General features: G+C 64.7%; 12 protein-coding genes and 1 riboswitch. Of the genes, 7 read left to right on the forward strand and 5 right to left on the reverse strand.

All coding sequences use genetic code 11. The features are described 5' to 3' along the window. The first annotated feature begins 7 nt into the window (after window positions 1–7). The 5 genes from nagA (at window position 8) to FB466_RS02355 (ending at window position 9,979) form a co-directional block, all read left to right on the forward strand. Window positions 8–1,186 carry an N-acetylglucosamine-6-phosphate deacetylase gene (gene nagA, locus FB466_RS02335; RefSeq protein WP_141915522.1) on the forward strand — a complete coding sequence of 393 codons (1,179 nt, stop codon included), beginning with the start codon at window positions 8–10 and terminating at the stop codon, window positions 1,184–1,186. Window positions 1,187–1,680: 494 nt separating this feature from the next. Then, entirely contained in the window at window positions 1,681–3,975 is a 2,295-nt protein-coding gene (locus FB466_RS02340) for a glycosyl hydrolase family 28-related protein (RefSeq protein ID WP_211344741.1), read from the forward strand. A gap of 63 nt (window positions 3,976–4,038) precedes the next feature. Beyond that, on the forward strand, window positions 4,039–5,688 hold the full coding sequence (locus FB466_RS02345) for a glycosyl hydrolase family 28-related protein (RefSeq protein ID WP_170205987.1): 1,650 nt from the start codon (window positions 4,039–4,041) through the stop codon (window positions 5,686–5,688). Between the two features lie 245 nt (window positions 5,689–5,933). Further along, the gene (locus FB466_RS02350) at window positions 5,934–8,324 is read left to right on the forward strand and encodes a glycosyl hydrolase family 28-related protein (RefSeq protein ID WP_141915525.1); all 2,391 of its coding nucleotides are present in this window, start codon (window positions 5,934–5,936) and stop codon (window positions 8,322–8,324) included. 44 nt (window positions 8,325–8,368) lie between these two features. Continuing rightward, window positions 8,369–9,979: a glycosyl hydrolase family 28-related protein gene (locus FB466_RS02355; protein WP_141915526.1), complete on the forward strand. Its 1,611-nt coding sequence runs from the start codon at window positions 8,369–8,371 to the stop codon at window positions 9,977–9,979. An 85-nt stretch (window positions 9,980–10,064) separates the two neighbouring features. Here the strand turns inward: FB466_RS02355 and FB466_RS02360 are convergent, their stop codons facing one another. Continuing rightward, window positions 10,065–10,946 (reverse strand): bifunctional methylenetetrahydrofolate dehydrogenase/methenyltetrahydrofolate cyclohydrolase, encoded by an 882-nt coding sequence (locus tag FB466_RS02360; RefSeq protein WP_141915528.1) that lies wholly within the window; start codon window positions 10,944–10,946, stop codon window positions 10,065–10,067. After that, entirely contained in the window at window positions 10,940–12,223 is a 1,284-nt protein-coding gene (glyA, locus tag FB466_RS02365; protein WP_141915529.1) for a serine hydroxymethyltransferase, read from the reverse strand. Before glyA ends, FB466_RS02360 begins: the two co-directional genes overlap by 7 nt. A gap of 71 nt (window positions 12,224–12,294) precedes the next feature. Further along, a riboswitch (ZMP/ZTP riboswitch) is annotated at window positions 12,295–12,376 on the reverse strand. Window positions 12,377–13,032: 656 nt separating this feature from the next. Between glyA and FB466_RS02375 the strand changes: the two genes are divergently transcribed. After that, window positions 13,033–13,746 (forward strand): DUF1345 domain-containing protein, encoded by a 714-nt coding sequence (locus FB466_RS02375; RefSeq protein WP_141915531.1) that lies wholly within the window; start codon window positions 13,033–13,035, stop codon window positions 13,744–13,746. A 238-nt stretch (window positions 13,747–13,984) separates the two neighbouring features. Continuing rightward, window positions 13,985–15,994, forward strand: a complete 2,010-nt coding sequence (locus tag FB466_RS02380; protein ID WP_141915533.1) for a sigma-70 family RNA polymerase sigma factor — start codon at window positions 13,985–13,987, stop codon at window positions 15,992–15,994. On the opposite strand, the gene FB466_RS02385 is transcribed toward FB466_RS02380, so the two are convergent. Genes FB466_RS02385 through FB466_RS02395 form a run of 3 tightly spaced genes read right to left on the reverse strand, consistent with a single transcriptional unit; the run spans window position 15,991 to window position 18,301 of the window. After that, entirely contained in the window at window positions 15,991–16,773 is a 783-nt protein-coding gene (locus FB466_RS02385) for a hypothetical protein (RefSeq protein ID WP_141915535.1), read from the reverse strand. The genes FB466_RS02380 and FB466_RS02385 overlap by 4 nt on opposite strands. Before the next feature lie 33 nt (window positions 16,774–16,806). Then, window positions 16,807–17,046 (reverse strand): hypothetical protein, encoded by a 240-nt coding sequence (locus FB466_RS02390; RefSeq protein WP_141915536.1) that lies wholly within the window; start codon window positions 17,044–17,046, stop codon window positions 16,807–16,809. Between the two features lie 19 nt (window positions 17,047–17,065). Continuing rightward, a complete protein-coding gene (locus tag FB466_RS02395; protein ID WP_141915538.1) occupies window positions 17,066–18,301 on the reverse strand; it encodes an MFS transporter in 1,236 nt (411 codons plus the stop codon). Window positions 18,302–18,312 lie beyond the last annotated feature (11 nt).

Genomic DNA, 18,312 nt, shown 5'->3' on the forward strand with positions numbered 1-18,312 from the left:
GGCACGTATGGCCTCGACTACCACCGTGATCCATTCGGCCCGCCGCGTAACCCCCGAGGGGGTTGTGCCGGATGCCTGGGTCGCCTTCACGGGCGACACCATCACCGCCAGGGGCAGCGGTGACAGCTGGCGATCCTCCGAGACCGCAGCGGACGCGGGCACCGTGATCGACGCGGGAAACGCCCTGCTCACGCCGGGCTTCATCGATATCCACTGCCACGGGGCGGCCGGGCACAACTTTGACGACGGACCGGGCGGGTACGGCCCAGCCCTCGCCCTGCACCGCTCGCACGGCACCACGCGCAGCCTCCTCTCGCTCGTGACCAACCCCCTGGCGGAGATGCTCGCCGCGACCCGGGAGGCCGCGAGCCGCGCATCCGCCGACGAGCTGGTACTCGGCATCCACCTGGAGGGACCCTTCCTCAGCCACAGCCACAAGGGGGCACACGACGAAAACTCGCTGATCACCCCCACCCCGGAGGCCATCGACCTGCTGCTCGAGGCGGCCGCAGGCCAGCTGCGCCAGGTGACGCTGGCCCCGGAACTACCCGGCGCGCGGGAGGCCATCCGGCAGCTCGTGGCTCGTGGGGTGGCCGTGGCCGTGGGGCACAGCGATGCGGACTACGAGACAACTGCCGCCGCGTGCGAGGCGGGGGCGAGCATCCTCACCCACGCGTTTAACGGAATGAACGGCATCCACCACCGCGCGCCCGGGCCCGTCGTGGCTGCCCTGGACCGTGAGAGCGTGATCCTGGAGGTGATTGCCGACGGCGTACACGTGCGCCCCGAAATCATTGGGCTGCTCTTCGCCCAGGCCCCCGACCGGGTGGCCCTGGTCAGCGACGCGATGGCCGCGACCGGCAACCCGGACGGGGACTACCGGCTCGGCGCACTCGAGGTAACCGTGACGGAGGGCGTGGCCCGCCTCACCGAGGGCGGCAACATCGCCGGCTCCACCCTCACGCTTGACCGGGCACTGCACCAGACGGTGCGCCGGGCCGGGGTACCCGTGCACCTGGCGGTCAACGCCCTCACCAACGTCCCGGCGCGCGCCCTCGGACTGGGTGACCGCTACGGGCGGGTCGCCACGGGGTACGCGGCGGATATCCTGCTGCTGGACGACTCCTTCCAACCGGTCCGCGTGTGGGCAGCCGGACGCGAGTACGCCGCCGCGGTGCGCGAATAGTTTTATCCATTTACGGGAATATCTTTATCTATTTATTTCATAAAAAGAATAACGATATTTAAATCTTTGTGTATGGGGTTATTTATGGGGTTAATTCGACCCCCGTGAATCGTATTCTCCCGGAATATGCGCACGCTCCACGTAGTCTCATGGATGTCGAGTTAGGGATCGACACCGTAGCTGTGCCCCTCACCCCCCGGAGAGAAACAGCTACTGGCCTGCGTGCCGGAGGAAGCATCAGTCTCCAGTGCGCAGGCCTTTTTCATTCCCCTGCACTCCGTCATGGCAGCGGGCAGCTCCCGCAACAGCAGCCACAACGATGGCATTTCGCAGCCGCTCCGGGGCACGGACGTAACCGACACGCCGCCCCGGGGGAGCACCGGTGACCCCCGGGGCACCGTCCCCTAGCGGTGTCGGTGGCATCTCTTACTGTCTCAGACGCAGACACGTCTGCGCTCTCATATGTCACAACAGGCACGGCAGTAAGGAATACCATGACACAAAATCTCGCGACAAACCCCCAGTTTGACACCGTCAACGCAGCGGGCCACCCTCTCGGCGTCGCTGCGGAGGCGCACAGCGTCGGCAATAGCTCCGTCTCGGTACCGCTCGTCTCCTCGCGCACGGTGGTTGAGGGCGGCAAAACCGTCCGCTTCGACTTCACGAGCGCCCACCCCGACGGAACCGCGGCCCGGCTCGAACTCACGGACGCGCCCACCGTCACGGGCCACGAGTACACACTGATCGTGCTCGCCCGCGGTGGCACCACCCGCAGCGACCAGGAACCCGCCGTGAATATCACACCCGTGCTGACCGGAAACGCGCCTGCACGCCCATCCCGGCCCGCATCGACCTGGCACGAGTACCGACTCTCGCAGGCTGCGGGGAGCGACCAGGGGACGGGGCTCCTCGCGAGCGGGGCACAACCCGGAGACTGGATCGAGGTGAGATCGGTGTGCCTCGTGCCGGAGGGTAACTATACGGGGCCACACTTCGACGGAGATATGAACACAGGAGTCTGGGACGGTATCCCCCACAACTCAACCTCGACCCTGGCCGGAACCGCACTCCCCGTGCACAGCGTGACCTCTTACGGCGCGCGCGGCGATGGGGTCACGGACGATACCGCGGCCATCCAACGGGCTCTCGACGTACCCACCGGCGAGACCCGAACCGTGCACTTCCCGCACGGCACCTACCGCATCACGCAACAGCTCACCTGGGACCCGTACCGGGCACACCTGCTGGGCGAAAACGCAACCGTCTACTGCGATCTCACGCTGCCCGGCGATCAGCCCCTCGACACGTTTGAGCGGTTCGACTCGCGAACCTACGCTGTCCGGGTGCTCTCGACGGCACCGTTCTTCTTCGGAAACCCGCCCATCTCGAACCGGACAGTCGTGCACTCCGGGATCGAATTCCTCGCCCCTGAGCGGGACCAGAATCGCACGAAAGCGTGCAACGGCCTCTTCATCGCGGGCCAGGTGGATGACAACCTCCACACCAATTGGGGCGACCTCACCTACGCCGACGGGCGGCGCAAGAATTCAAACTTCACCCTCTCGAATATGACCTTCCGCGGATTCGGAGTGGCGGCGTGCATCGGCTCGTTTACCTACATGATGGGTTTCCGTGACTGCGCCTTCATGTTCAATCGCACGGCCGTCTACCTGCCGCGGGACCGGAGTCGGGATGTGCCCGTGGCCGGCGAGCGCTTCGACGACCGGGGGGAGCGCATCTACTTTGACACGTGCGACTTTGCCTCCATGACCTACGGCAACTACACGATTGATATGGAGGCCGATCAAACCTTCAAATTTATTAACTGCTCATTCGACTGGACGGCCCAGCTCTTGCGAGCCGGTGATATGTCTCTCATCGACTTCACCGGGTGCCACTTTGAGACCCCCACCGCAGAATTTAACCGTTCAGCCCACTACGGCTATCCGGTGTCGGCAACCGCGTCGCAGCCGCAGCCATATCCGTATATGAAGCTTGAGGCCAAAAGTCTGGTCTCCATCTCACAATCATTTTTCCTGCTGAACAACCGCGCCGAGAAGGCGCACTACCCGATTAACTATCTGGCCGAGGGCGACGCCTGGGCCACCCTCAACATTGTGGAATCCTTTATGCTCTTCACCGAGGTCACCGCGATCTCGGGTGGCGGGATGCGGGTGAATATCTCAGACCCCAAATTTCACGTCGATAACGAACATATCCCAATGCTCGGACTAACTCCCAAGCACAACAAACTGCACTCGGGTATTTACACCCCGGGAGCGTGGGAGTTCAGCAACGGCAACATGTACGGCAATACGATCGACAATGTCGAGAACCAGACCGGCGTTGACGGGATGCTCTGCCTGTACAGCGTCGCCGGCCCCCACAACCTCGCCACGCTCTCGGTCACGGCTCCCCTCAACGGGGCCAAAGCGGTCGCCGGTCTCTGCGTCGATCTGTGTTTCGGCGACCTTCCCACACAGCGTCAGCCCAACACAAACATCACGGCGACGGGGATCTGCGCGGAGTATCTGGATAGCTCGGGCACCGTCCTCGGCCGGTACAGCTTCAACACCGCCTACGTGCAGTTCACACCGGTGACACTCAAACACCACGAATGGTCGCGAGTCTCACTTGTGCACTACAACGACAGCACTATCTGGGACCACGGCGTCGCGCTCAACAACGTTGAGCTGGCCGAGCGGGTGCGCTTTGTCATCACGCTCCGGGGCGGGGCCGCTGGCAACTGGCTGTTGATGAGCAACGCCCACATCAACACCTATGGATAGCCGCCGATGCCCCCACCCGCCCGCACACCGCTCCCACCCGCACACCGAGCAAAGGACACCGTCATGACCACTCGCCCACCCGCGACGCCACCCGCGACGGCCACCGAGGCCGCAGCCCCCCGCATCATACGCAGCGTACGACAGTATGGTGCGTGCGGAGACGGGATCACCGATGACACGGAGGCGCTGCGCCGAGCGCTGACAACCGTGACCGGATTTATCACGGTGTTTTTCCCGCCGGGAACCTACCTCATTACCGATACCCTCCTCTGGGACCCGTACCGCGTTGAACTGCGTGGGCAGGATGCCGTCATCCGCTGCAATATGGCCACCCCGGGAACCTACTCCGTACACGTCACGCCCTCAGCCTCGGCGGCGGCCGACTCGCCGCGTAACGGCCTCGTCTCGCCCTACATGCTGTGGGCCCGCAATCGGAGCCTTGAGTTTGTCTCAGCCAACGGGACCAGCGCCGGTTTCCTGTTCTCTGGCACCCCCGGAGTGCTCGCCGCGCACGGCTCAGCGTGGGCGGAGGAGCCCACGACCAACTCCAACCTGATGCTCGCCAATATGGTGTTTCGCGGGTTCACGGTGGCCCACCACATTCAGGGCCACTCGCCGACCGTGCGTTTTCGCGACTGCATTCTGGCCGATAATAACGCTGCCGTACTCATCGACTCACCCGATAGTCTGTACCCCGGTCTGGTTGGCCGCGGCACACACGCTGCCTACGCGAGTTGCGAATTTCTGGGAAATAACTCCCCCGACTGGATGTTCGACCTCACCGGAAATCAGGAGCTGGTGCTCAACAACTGCTCACTCTCGGGCTCTGCGGCGCTCATCCGGGCGGCCGACACGAGCTCGGTACAGGTGCTCGCCAGCCGAGTAGAAAACACCGGTGACCACTACCGGGAGGCGGGATGGCCCACCACAGACGCCCCGGAACACCAGGCCTCCGTGGTGCTGACCGACGCCGCCTCCATCCAGTTCAAGCACACGACCCTGCGGCTCAACGTCTCGCCCGTCGCCACCCTCCCCCACATTTTTTACGTGGGGCTGTCGGCCCAGTGCACCCTGCGTCTGTGCTCCGTCGCGGCTCCGCGGGTGACCGCACTCACGACGGGCGGCGGGCGATTCACCGCGGCGCAGACGCGCACGGCACCCGTGGAGAACATCCACGGGCTCGAACCGTCCGCGGCCCCGCTGCGCGGCCTGAACGCCCGGCACAACCGCCTGGGGGCGGTCAACGGAACGGAGGGATGGTCTACCTCGCAGGGCACCCTCGGGTACCGGGCAGCGGGTGAATCATCCTCCGCGGACATCACAGCGGAGCGGGACATTGTATCCGCGGTGTATACCTCCGATGAACCGACGGAACTGTCCGTGCTGGTGCCGCTCTCTGGCACACAGCGACACTTCGAGTACCGTATCGAGGCGTGTGCCGGGGAGGGCACGAGTGGACTCACCGTCCACGGCGAGCGGGTTCAGTTCTTCTTCGACGGACGGACGGACGTGGCCCGAACCATCATCACGAGCGTGACGCCCGTTGAGCTGGTATCCACCCGGTGGGACATCCTCACGGCAAGCATCAACCTGGACACGCTCGACCTCAACCCGGACCTGTACGGGAGCGCCCGCGTGGTGCTGAGCATAGGGGGTGCCCGCACGGGCAGCGTGCTGCACGTGAGCAGACCGTACGCCGGGGCACACAGCTAGGTGCGGAGTGGGGTCGCGGCGAGAACAGCGTCGCGACCCCGCATCGCCCCGGAGTAGCCACGCGTCGGATCGCCACACCGAGCACGACACGCCCGGGCAGACAACAGTCTTTCTCCCCCCGATTTACCGCGAATTCCCGGGGAATACCGGTGTCATTGGTCGGATATATCGTTCTTCCTGCGGGCCAGATCCCCCACCCGCAACCGCGTTGTCGCCCCTGGCAACACCCCAGCAGGAAGAAGATTATGACCACAAACCTTGCCACAAACCCCCGCTTCGTCACGCTCACCCTCGGCGGCACCGTCCCGGTGGGCGTCGCAGCCGACTGCCAATTCAGTGCGGATAATTCCCAGGTCCTCAACGCTTTTCAGCTCTCCTCGACTCCCCTCCCCGACGCGGGTCGCGCACTCCGCATCGACGTCCTCGTGACACAGCGGGTACCGGCGGCAGGCAGCACCGCACCCCTCGACCAGGGCTTCATCGGTCTCACCACCTTTACTGGCGTGACGGGAAACACCTACACCCTCAGCTTCTGGGCGCGCGGCGGCCCCGTCATCGGGGAGCAGACCGAGTTCACCATTGCCCCCGAAATTAACGGGAACTTGCCCGGAACCCTGTACACACTGAACAACACCTGGAAGAAGATCATACTCACCTACCCCGCGTGGCAGGGGCCAGCCGAGCTCACCACGGGGTTCATTGTGCATAGCGCGAAGAAGGGCAACTGGATCGAGGTCAAGGAGGTGTGCCTCGTCGCCGGCACCTACACGGGTGACTACCTGGATGGCGATCTGCCCACCGCCACCTGGGATGGCGTGCCGCACGCCTCGACCTCAACAAGCATCCGCGCCGCCGCCCCGGTGCGCAATGTGTGCGACTACGGTGCCACGGGCGACAATACCTCGGATGACACCGCGGCCATCCAGGCGGCTTTTGACGATCTGACAATCGGCACCACAGCCCAACCCGCCACGGTGTATTTTCCCGCAGGAACCTACCGGATTACCTCCCAGCTCGTCTGGGACCCCTATCGAGTGCACCTGCTGGGCGAGAATGCGACAATCCTGTGCGACCTGAAGATCGCCAATCGTGACTCGCGCGACCGGGCGGATCCAGACACCTACGCCGTGCGCGTAACATCGAGCGCACCGTTTGTGCGGGGTAACTCGCCGACCTCCACCCGCACCGCGACCAGCTCCGGCATCGCCTTTGTCACGACGGACGTGGCTAGCGGCGTCATGAAGACGTGCAACGGTCTCTACATTGAGGGTTACGAGGGACACGATGGCTGGGAGGGCACGGGATACTACGCTGAGACCTCGGATAGTAGCGGGAAGCTAATCTCGGGTGGCCGCCGTAAGAACGCTCACCTTACCCTGTCCAATATGGTGTTCCGCGGCTTCGGCACGGCCGTGCTCTTCGGCTCATTCACCGACATGCTGGGTTTCCGCGATTGTGTGTTCTCCGTCAATGACACGGCAGCTTTTATGCCGGCCAACCGCTGGAAGACTACCGATCCGGATACCGCAGCGCTCGCGACAAAGCGCTTCGACGACCGCGGTGAACGCATCTACTTCGACGGCTGCGACTTCTCGGCCAGCACGTCCGGCGACTACACCATCAATCTGGAGGCGAACCAGACCGTCAGGTTTTTCAACTGCTCGTTTGACTGGATCACCCAGCTCCTCACCGTGGGAGAGCACGGCTTCGTCGATTTTCTCGGCTGCCACTTTGAGACCCCCGCCGACGAGTTTGCCCGGTCAACGAGCAATAATTTTACCCTTACCAACAGCTCCGCCACGGCCAGCCACCCCTATATCAAGCTGGCAGCTCGCACCCAGGTCAGTATCTCGGAGTCGTACTTCCTGATGAACTACAGCCCCACGAACCCGGTCAGCGAGACGAAAGAGTACCTGGCCCAGGGCAACGCCTGGGCGGCCCTGAGCATCACGGATTCGTATTTCTGGATGCCCAATGTCACCGCCTTCACGGGAGGCGGGGTCCGGGTCAATATCACCAACCCCACGTTCGAAATTCTCAGTGACACGGTTCCTATGCTGGGCCTCGACGGTAAAAACAACCGGCTCTATGAGGGAGTGTTTACGACGGATGCCTGGGAGTCCAGCTCAGGAACTATATGGAAGAACGGGGCGAAAGACGCGAATAATCACACCGCGAAGGATGGAATCATCTGCGCGTTTGATAAGGATGGTAACTCCACACTCTCCGTCACCGCCCCGGTGACGGCCCCCACCGCGGTCACCGGCCTGGTTGTTGATCTGTGCTGGGACGACGCGGCACGATCCGGCACCGACGGAAGCAATTCCAACATCACGGTGAAAGAGCTCCGCGTGGAGTACCTCGATCGGGGTGGTCGAGTCCTCGGCCGCTTTGATAACGCCTTCGTGGCCGGGCTCAACGAGTGGCAAACCTTTACCCCGGTGACGCTCAAGCGCCGCGCCTGGTCTCAACTCAAACTGGTGCACTACGCCGCGAGCACAGCCTGGAACACCTCACTTCCCGCCAACTGGGACACCCACCTGGTCGAGAAGGTTCGCTTCGTGATCACCACAACCGGTGGGGTGACGGGGGATTGGGTTCTTCTGAGCAACGCGTATGTCAACAGCTACGGCTAAGCGCCCGCACCGTCACCCACACACTCGCTCATAGGACAGATCACATGACACCACCACTCACGGGGATAACCCCCACCACCCGCCCCACCCGCAACGTGATGAACTGCGGTGCAATCGGCGACGGCATCGCAGATGACACCGCCGCCATCCAGAAAGCCCTCACCGTTACCACCGGCTTTGTGAGCGTGTACTTTCCCCGCGGAACGTACAAGATCACCTCCCAGATCACCTGGGACCCCTACCGCGTGGAGCTGCGCGGCGACACCGCTACCATCCACTGCGAGATGAAGACCCCCGCCACCTATGCAATTCGGGTCGCCAGTAGCGCAACGGCGGCCCCCGACCTCCCGCGCACCACCCCCGTATCGCCACACCCCACCTGGGCAAAAAACCGTGGGATTCACTTCCGCAGCAGCAATAACAGCAACGGCCTCACCTGTGGCGGCAGTCCGGGAACGGCCAACGGCACGAAAACGTCCTGGGACATCCGCCCCACACTCACCGCACAGGTGGTGCTGAACGCCATGGTTTTCCAGGGTTTCGCCGTGGCCTGCCGGGTCACAACGGGGGCAACCGCTCTGCGCTTCCGCGACTGCCTCTTTACCGAGAACAGCACCGCGGTGCTGGTGGATGCCGCAGACACTGCCCTCGCCCGAACCTCGGTGCACGGCGCCCACGTCTCCTTTAACGGCTGTGATTTCACAAAAAACGCGGCATCCTCCTGGATGGTGGAGGCGCGCGGCGGCCAGAGCGTTCTGCTGAACAACTGCTCACTCACCGCCTCGGCACAGCTGCTCTACGCGGGCGATACGAGCGTCGTCTCGCTCGTCGGATGCATCGTTACAAACGCGGGCACCGTCTACCCGGCGGGGACGTCAACCGCCACAATACAGGTGGATCAGTCAGCCTCGCTGCACCTGAGGCACAGCACGCTAAAACTCAATACGGCCGGAACCGGCACCCTCACACACGCGATTCAGGTCGCCTCGGGGGCCGCGGCCTCGCTTGACCTGTGCACGGTGCACACCGAGAAGATCACGGCACTCGCCGCGGGTGGCGGACGGGTGCGGGTCACGCGCACCCATCCGCTCGCACTCGGCGGCTCCGGCACGACAGGTTCTGACGCGCTCAGTACCCTCCTGGCCCTGAACGACCAGCACAACCGGCTGAGCGGCGGGGTGAAAAATCCCACGGCCTGGACACGCACCACGGGAGTCCTCACCGCCCCACCGACGGTGGCCCCCACCACCGGAATCATGGCGAACCGGAACGTGCTGAAGGTCGCCTACACCGGGACGGCGGAGAGTGAGCTGAGTGTGACGGTTCCGCTCGCCGACGGCACCCGGCAGTTGGGGTATCGGTTCGATCTGATCAGAGAGGGGGCACCCTCCACGCTCACGGTGAAACAGGTTACCGTGCGTTTCTTCGCCGGGGTGGATGCCCCCACCGGGCCGGTACTCCGTAAAATCGTGGAGAAACCCGGCACGGCGCTCTCCAGCAACGCCTGGAGTACGATCACGGCGGGGTGGAATCTTGACACTCTCGCCCAGAACTCGGACCTCTACCGCTGGGCCACCATCACCCTGACGGTCACGGGCACCACCGCTGGCAGCGTCCTCGCCGTGAGTGAGGCGTATGTGAACGCGTTCGGCTAACCACCCCGGGCACAACTGTGGGCCGCAGCGATCACTCGCCGCGGCCCACACCGTTGTGTCTGCGGGCACCACGCCCGCCCGGATATTACCCCAGCGCCCGCTCCGCGCTATCCACCACGTTCTTCAACAGCAGCGCCCGCGTCATCGGGCCCACCCCACCGGGGTTGGGTGATACCCACGCGGCGGCCTCCGCAACCTCGGGGGCCACGTCACCGGCAATCCGACTCGTCCCCGTGGCCGCGTCCACGATGCGACTCACCCCAACATCGAGCACAATCGCGCCGGGCTGCACGGCATCCGCCGCGATGATCCCGGGCACGCCCGCGGCCGCAACGATCACGTCGGCGCGCAGCAGGTGCTCCCTGAGGTTCACCGTTCCGGTGTGCGTGAGGGTCACGGTGGCGTTGTACTCGCGGCGGGTGAGTAGCGGGCCAATCGCCCGGCCCACCGTAATACCGCGGCCCACCACCACCACGTTTTTGCCCTGCCAGCTGATGCCGTGCCGCTCCACCAGCTCAATCACGCCGCGCGGGGTGCACGGCAGCGAGGAGGCGATGGGGTCGTTCACATTGAGCAGGAGCCGCCCCAGGTTGGTGGGGTGGAGTCCGTCGGCATCCTTCGCCGGGTCGATCAGTTCCAGCACGCGGTCGGTATCCAGATGCTTCGGTAGCGGCAGCTGCACGATATAGCCGGTGCAGGCCGGGTCGCCGTTGAGCTCCGCAATCACCGCATCCAGCTGGGCCTGCGTCGCGTCGGCAGGCAGGTCGCGGCGGATAGAGGCGATGCCCACCTCGGCACAGTCGCGATGCTTACCCGCCACGTACCACTGCGACCCGGGGTCATCGCCCACGAGCACCGTGCCGAGGCCGGGGGTGACCCCACGGGCAGCCAGCGCGGTGACCCGTTCGCGCAGCTCCTCCTTGATGGCGGCGGCCGTAGCCGTGCCATCAAGAACCCGGGCTACCACTCTTCCTGGCCCGGATAGAGGGGGAAGTCACCCGCCAGCGCGGCGGTGCGGGCGCGCAGCGCGTCAATGTCGGCACCGGGCGTGAGCACGGCGGCGATGATCTCGGCGACCTCGGCAAACTCTGCGTCGCCGAAGCCACGGGTGGCGAGGGCTGCCGTGCCGATGCGCAGACCCGAGGTGACCATCGGCGGCCGAGGGTCGAAGGGAATCGAGTTGCGGTTCACGGTGATTCCCACCTCATGCAGCAGATCTTCGGACTGTTTGCCGTCAATCGCCGCGTTACGCAGGTCTACCAGAACGAGGTGCACATCGGTTCCACCGGTCAGCACCGAGATGCCGTTGTCGGCGGTATCCTTCGCCATCAAACGCTCGGCGATGATCTGGGCGCCGCTGATGGTGCGCTGCTGACGGTCGCGGAACTCGTCGGTGCCCGCGAGCATAAACGCCGTAGCCTTCGCTGCGATGACGTGCATCAGCGGCCCGCCCTGCTGGCCGGGGAACACGGCCGAGTCAATCTTCTTCTGGTACTCCGCCGTGCTCAACACCACGCCGGAGCGGGGGCCCGCGAGGGTCTTGTGCACCGTGGAGGTGACCACATCGGCGTAGGGAACGGGCGAGGGATGCAGACCCGCGGCCACGAGACCGGCGAAGTGCGCCATATCAACCCAGAGCTTTGCACCCACCTCATCCGCGATGGAGCGGAAAGCCGCAAAATCGAGCTGGCGCGGGTAGGCCGACCACCCGGCAATGAGGACCGTAGGCCGGTGCTCCAGTGCCTTCTCGCGCACAATATCCATGTCCACACGGTAGGTCTCGGGATCAACACCGTAGGAGACGGCGTTGTAGTTGCGCCCCGAAAAGTTGAGCTTCATGCCGTGCGTGAGGTGACCGCCGTGCGACAGCTCCTGACCAAGGATGGTGTCCCCCACCGCGGCGAGCGCGTAGAGCGCCGCAGCGTTGGCCTGGGCTCCCGCGTGGGGCTGCACATTCGCGTGCTCAGCCCCAAACAGATCCTTAGCGCGCTGGATGGCGAGCGACTCGGCAATGTCAACATACTCACAACCGCCGTAGTACCGGCGACCCGGGTAGCCCTCCGCGTATTTGTTGGTGAGCACGGAGCCCTGGGCCTCCAGCACGGCGCGGGGCACAAAATTCTCGCTCGCGATCATCTCCAGGTAGTCGCGCTGGCGACCCAGCTCACGCCGGAGAACATCGGCGATCTCTGGATCAACCTCAGAGAGCGGCTGGGTGAAGGTGGAGGGCAACTTTTCTGACATACGGGCTCCTGACAGGTATGCGAGGGCACGCGACTCTCGCAGCTCAAATAAACCGGGCAATGTACACAGATTTACACGGCCCAGGCGAGCGGCCGATCTGCATTGCGTCGCTTCCCGATGGTGACCATCTGTACGCCAGTTACGACAGCAGTCAGCATACCAGGCAGTCCGGCTCCTGCGCAGGCCCCCGGATTTTAGTTTGGAGTGCAACACTCCATGAATCACGTCGAACGTAGCTCATGAAATACTCCTGCCAGAGTCGCCCAACCCAGCACTTTTCTCGGACGATTGTTGACAAATTTGGCCTGGGTTTTGTTCCGACCGGTTTGTCCGTTTTGCGATGTCTCAGGACATCGGTGACAGTCCTGGGCGCGTGTTCTCGGGCAGGAACACACCTGTTGCCGCGGCCGGCGCATCTGACGGGGTCTCGAGAACACCTGGCCCGGGCGCTTCGGCGGTGGGCGTAGCGTCCCCAGCCTGTTGTGGAGTGATATGCCCAGGAAGACCGTGATGCGGGCGTTCGGTGTTGTAAATGAGTCGAACTCATCGACCTGTGCTTGAAGCTTGCCGAGGGTATCAGCGAGGGGTTGCTTGTCAAGATACCGAAACGAAGTCTGGTGGAAGCGTTCGTTCTTGCCCTGCGTGATCGGCGGCATCTGATGTCTCGCCTGAGGCCACGTGAGTCGAGTTGCCAGCAGGCATGTGGGGCAGATATACAAACGGACCCACCGGCACCACCTCAACGATTTCGTGAACGATGCACCCGGACCATTGCCAATGGCAAATCACTCCTCCTGTAGCATGTCCATGTGATCACACAGCGCTATGTGCGGGATTTTGTCCGGGTAAATTGGAGCGCAGGGGCGGCTCTCGTGATCGCAATTGTGGCTTCGTTGCCGAGCACCATTGCTTTGGCAAACGGCGGGCTCACCCGAGATGAGATTACCCAGGCCTCAATACTCATCTACCTGCTCGGTTGGCCATTATTCCTGGCGATCTACCTGGTGTGGACCCACATCATTTTTACGCGACCTATCCCACAGGGAGGCCTCCACGCACAACAACACAGACCGCAGCGTTGGTGGTTACGTATCTTCGACTATGGTGATGCCACGATTTGGACACTGTCTACGACAGCTGTTGCCGTCGTGTTGACTATCACGATCTCGCAGAACGCGACCTATCGCGGCGACTGGCTCTATACGACGTTGGTGATGCTCAGCGTTGCCAGTTCATGGGCATCAATGTTGTACGCCTTCGCTCTCCAGTACTTTCGATTGGGTTCGAGCGCGCCAGTACATGGAACCACGCACTTTACGTTCGGGTTAAACGGGAAGGCTCGCTTTGGCGATTACCTCACCCTGGCGATCTTGCTCTCCACCATGGCGGCGATGGTGTCTGCGAAAGTGCATTCACGGCGGGCGTGGCAGCTTGTACGTGCAAATGTTCTTTTCGCCTTTACCTTCAACACGGTCATCGTCGCCATGATGGTCTCGCTGCTCTTTGGCGGCTTCTCGGGCTAACTATTCTCTCTGGCTCCTGCGCAGGCCCACCGCTGCGGGTGGGCACCCGGGCAGATACCAAGCGGATTCTCAGACCGTAGGGATGCCGGGTATGGTTTGATGGGGTGTAAGGGGAAAGCTGACAGTTAGGGCTGCCAGTGTGTAACTCATTCGTTTCTGCGTCATAGAACGCGCCCGTCTGAGTCTCAAGTGTGTGAAGGGGGTACGTTCTGCCCGAGGGTGCAGAGCGATAATTATTATGACTATTGACAGCCTGATCAGCGATGCCGCACTCATCGAGCAGGCGCGCGGTGGGGACCGCTCATCGTATGCCGAGCTCTGGCGGCGTCACTCACAGGCGGGCATCTACGCCGCCCGCTCGTTCTCCAAAGACTTTGACCCCGAAGACCTCGTTGCCGAAGCCTTCGCCAAGATTTTTGCCGCACTTCAGCGGGGCGGCGGGCCCACCGCATCCTTCCGTTCCTACCTGTTAACCACCATCCGCAACACGGCGATGGTGTGGGCACGCAAACTCGCCGAAGACTCCTCGGACACCCTCGACAGCCTCGCCGATATCGCGGCCCACGAGGATGAGACCGTGGCGGCGCTCAACCGTACCATCACGGTCAGTGCATTCCGCAGCCTGCCCTCACGGTGGCAGGAAGTGCTCTGGTACATCGAGGTGGAGGGGCTGAAACCGCACGAGTGCGCCCCCCTACTCGGGATGTCCGCCAACAGTGCCGCAGCCCTGGCCTACCGGGCCCGCGAAGGTCTGCGTCAAGCCTGGATTCGGGCGCACCTGAACGACCGCAACTCGCCGCCCGAGTGCCGCTGGACAATCGAGCGGATGGGGGCCTACACCCGCGAGAAATCTCCGGCACGCGACCGCGCAAAGATCGAGGCACATCTGGAGAACTGCGCGCGCTGCACGATTGTGCTGTCGGAAGCCGACCAGGTGGAGTCGCGCCTGCATGTGACCCTCATCCCGCTCGCCCTCGGAGCGACCGGTTCGCTGGGCTACCTCGCCTGGCTTCAGAGCTCGGCGGGCTCCGCTGTCGGTGCCGCGAGCGAGATCCCGGCCTCCGCCATGCTGTCCGACCCCGGCACGCCCGCCGCGCCCGGCACGCCCGCCGCGCCCGGCCCGGGATCCGTGGCCTCAATTGCCGGGTCCAAGGCGGGCCTCACGGTGGGGGGAATCCTGGCGGCCGTGGCTGTCACCGCCGGTGCCATCCTGCTACCACCGCTGCTGGGCGGTGGAGAATCCGTCACCGAGGCCCCGAACGGCGGTGCGAGCAGCTCCGCCGAAGCCGAGGCGAACTCCACGGATACCGACGCCGACGGCACCGTCAGCAACGCGACCGGGACCACACCGGCATCCGTCGTGTCGCCTCCCTCCGTCTCCGTCACGCAACTGCTGGGTGCCTCCATCACGGCACCCGCCAGCGCCCTCACCATACCCATCTTCAACTTCGAACCGGCCACCACATTTGGGGCCGCGCAGCCGCTCATCACCGGCCAGGCAGCACCCGGATCAACGGTGACCCTCCTGGTCTCCGGCGCAGGCTCAGCCCCCGGCACGTTTACCACCACGACGGGCGCGAGCGGCGGCTGGGAGATACAGCTCACGGACCTTCCCAACGGCCTCTACACGGCCCGCGTCTACCAGACCGACAGCGACAATGTGCGCTCCGAGGTGAACAGCACCACCTTCTCCGTTGACAGCTTGGTCACCCTTGCGGCACCGGCCATCAGCGCTGTTGACAGCGGCGGCGGGCTCTACTCACCCCTGATCTCCGGTACCGGCGCACCCGGCTCGGCCATCATCGCGAGCATCAACGGAATCCCCAACGCGGCAACCGTGGCCGCCGACGGCACCTGGATCATTGAGAGCAGTCTCGGCTCACTCCCCGGCAACAATACGGTGACGGCCACCCAGGTCAGCCACCTCACCCACACCCGGTCAGCCGCAAGCCCCGCAACCAGCTACCAGCTGATGACCCCCACCATCGCGGTGAGCACCGTCACCGCCACGAACATCGTGCTCACCGTCACCGCCGAACCCGGCACCCGGGTCACGCTGGAAGAGGTCGGCGGGGGCTACACACACAACATCCCCCGCACCGTGGACACCGACACCGTACGCATCACGGGAACCAGGGCGGCCAGGGGCGCAACCCACGGTTTCACCGTAGCAGCGCGCTACGTGAGCGACGACGGCAGCCGAGTCGGAGTGGCGACCACCACCGTGTACACGCCCACGGGCGGCTAGCTCACCATCCCGCCGGGAAAGTAGGTATCGAGGAGGCCTCGGTTGGCGGCCACCACGACGGCCAGTGCGGCCGCGAGAAGCAACAGTGCCAAGATGCTCCCCAGCCAGCGCCGCACCCACGGTGATAACCACTCGGGCCGGGGGACACTATCGCCCGTGTAGCCGCGCGCCCGGACGATGCCCTGCACGACAACGAGCACCAGGGCCGCACCGAGCCCCATGAGGCAGGCCCAGGACAGACTGTGCAGGATGGCCGCCCCCACCGTGACCGCCGCGTAGCTTGCATCATCGGAGCTCATGGCGTCCCGCGTCCGCATCAGGGGTGACCACACGATCACGGTCCCGAGGGCCCACACCCCGGCAACGAGCATCATCGACACGATGGTCGCCGCCCAGGCGCTCACAAAGCCGACCACCTGGGAGCCAAACGGCGACAACCCCCGGAACCGGGGCAGGGTGAGCACGAAGCTCATCACCTGATAGTGCACCAGGGCGAGGGCGACCCCGCTGACCACAAAGGCCACACCCCACCAGGGAAGGGCCTGCCAAATATCCTCGGTTACGCCCGTACCGAGCGGGGACAGCGCCGGACTCAGCGGGGTGAACGACAGACGGATGGCCCGGATTGTCGGGGACACAAACGCCGCGGCAACCCAGACCGCACCCAGCAGCCCGGCGGAGAGCAACCGGGCGGCAAACCAGCGCTCCGCCCGGGGCTCGCGACGGTCGGCGGGCGGAAAGGGGAACGGGGGCAGCTCGAACGTCGGGGGAACGGTCATCGCGCCAGCATAGCAAGGCCGTGGTTTTGGGCGCTAACGTGGGGCAAGAATCCACGGGGTCAGGCCCACCTCAGCATCCGCAACAATGTCGAGGAGCACCGAGATCACCGCCTGTCCGGGCTCCAGGACCACCGCGCACGCCACCGCAGCGCACAGGCCAACCGCCCAGGGTGACAACCGCCCACGGCCCGGCCCGACGGCACCCCGCGGTTTCTCGGGAGTGCGCCCCGGCTTCGGAGGTTCAGGGGGCCGCAACCCGGGTGGTGAGGTCATGGTGTGAGCCTAGCGAGGGTCATCCGCGGCGCAGGTACCGGATGCCCAGCACGCTCGCCGCGAGCGCCACCAGGAGCATCCCCCCGTAGAACCAGGGCAGCGTGGCGAGGCCCCAGGCTTCCAGCAGCACGGCCCCCACGAGCGCGCCGCTGCCGATACCCACGTTGAAGGCAGTGGTGTACACCGCACTCGCCGCGTCGCGGATGCGTTCGGAGGCGGTGTGCAGCATGGTGGTCTGGAGGCTGGGCGGCAGCATCCCGAACGACATCCCCCACAGCACAAAACCCACGATCACGAGCCAGGCGGTGCCCGAGAGGGTGGCCATCAGCGCCACACCGGCAAGGCAGCCGAGAATGGACCAGCGCAGACCCAGCGTCACGCGCACCGTAAACAGGGTGCCCGAGATGAGCAGCCCCACCGCACCCGCAATGCCGTACACAAACAGCATGACGGCGAGCAGGTCCTCCGGGATGCCAGCCACCTCGATCAGATACGGCGCGATGTAGGAGTAGAAGGCGTAGTGGCCGATCATCAGAAACGCGGTGAGGCCACACACGCACAGTGTGAGCACGGTCGTCTCGTCCCGCCAGGAGGCACTGCGGCGCGGCCGGACCGGGGCACCGTCAGCGTCCCTCGGCTCGGGCAGCCGCGCGGGGCGCACCGCCTCGGGTACCAGCCGCCATACGAGCAGCGCGCCGAGGGCGGTCACGCCCGCAATCGCACCAAACGCGAGTCGCCAGCCGAGTGCGTGGCCCAGGGCGGTGCCCAGCGGCACGCCGAGCACAAACGCGAGGGTTCCGCCCGACACGATGAGCGAGACGGCCCGGCCCACCTGGTGCCGCGGCACGAGGTATCCGGCGTAGGCGCTCACCACACTCCAAAACAGCCCGTGGGCGAGGCCACCGAGCAGACGCGCGACGACGAGCAGTTCATAGCTGAGGGCGAGCGAAGAGAGCAGCGTACTGACGGCGAGCACGGCGAGCGCCAGCACCACGACCGAGCGGCGGCCCATCCGGGCGGTGATCGCCGTGAGCGGCGCGGCGGAGAGCACCACGGCGTAGGCAAAAACGGTCAGCAGCAGGCCGATCTGGGCCTCGCTCACCCCCAGGTCGCGGCTCATATCGGGCAGCAGACCCGTGGGAATCATCTCAATCGTGACCGAGAGGAAGGTGGCGGTGGCCAGGATCAGCAGGCCAGCGAGCGGGAATCGGGGGTCGGCGGAGGACCGCGATACCACCGACGGCTGCGTACCCATGAATCGTCCCC

Source organism: Klugiella xanthotipulae (genome assembly GCF_006716695.1).
GTDB classification, from domain to species: domain Bacteria; phylum Actinomycetota; class Actinomycetes; order Actinomycetales; family Microbacteriaceae; genus Klugiella; species Klugiella xanthotipulae.

What these genes read in the sequence shown, in the direction of transcription:
- FB466_RS02355 (WP_141915526.1), top strand. Translation starts at nt 8,369, where the DNA reads ATGACACCACCACTCACGGGGATAACCCCCACCACCCGCCCCACCCGC.
- FB466_RS02395 (WP_141915538.1), bottom strand. Translation starts at nt 18,301, where the DNA reads ATGGGTACGCAGCCGTCGGTGGTATCGCGGTCCTCCGCCGACCCCCGA.
- FB466_RS02380 (WP_141915533.1), top strand. Translation starts at nt 13,985, where the DNA reads ATGACTATTGACAGCCTGATCAGCGATGCCGCACTCATCGAGCAGGCG.
- FB466_RS02390 (WP_141915536.1), bottom strand. Translation starts at nt 17,046, where the DNA reads ATGACCTCACCACCCGGGTTGCGGCCCCCTGAACCTCCGAAGCCGGGG.
- FB466_RS02350 (WP_141915525.1), top strand. Translation starts at nt 5,934, where the DNA reads ATGACCACAAACCTTGCCACAAACCCCCGCTTCGTCACGCTCACCCTC.
- FB466_RS02340 (WP_211344741.1), top strand. Translation starts at nt 1,681, where the DNA reads ATGACACAAAATCTCGCGACAAACCCCCAGTTTGACACCGTCAACGCA.
- nagA (WP_141915522.1), top strand. Translation starts at nt 8, where the DNA reads ATGGCCTCGACTACCACCGTGATCCATTCGGCCCGCCGCGTAACCCCC.
- FB466_RS02345 (WP_170205987.1), top strand. Translation starts at nt 4,039, where the DNA reads ATGACCACTCGCCCACCCGCGACGCCACCCGCGACGGCCACCGAGGCC.
- glyA (WP_141915529.1), bottom strand. Translation starts at nt 12,223, where the DNA reads ATGTCAGAAAAGTTGCCCTCCACCTTCACCCAGCCGCTCTCTGAGGTT.
- FB466_RS02385 (WP_141915535.1), bottom strand. Translation starts at nt 16,773, where the DNA reads ATGACCGTTCCCCCGACGTTCGAGCTGCCCCCGTTCCCCTTTCCGCCC.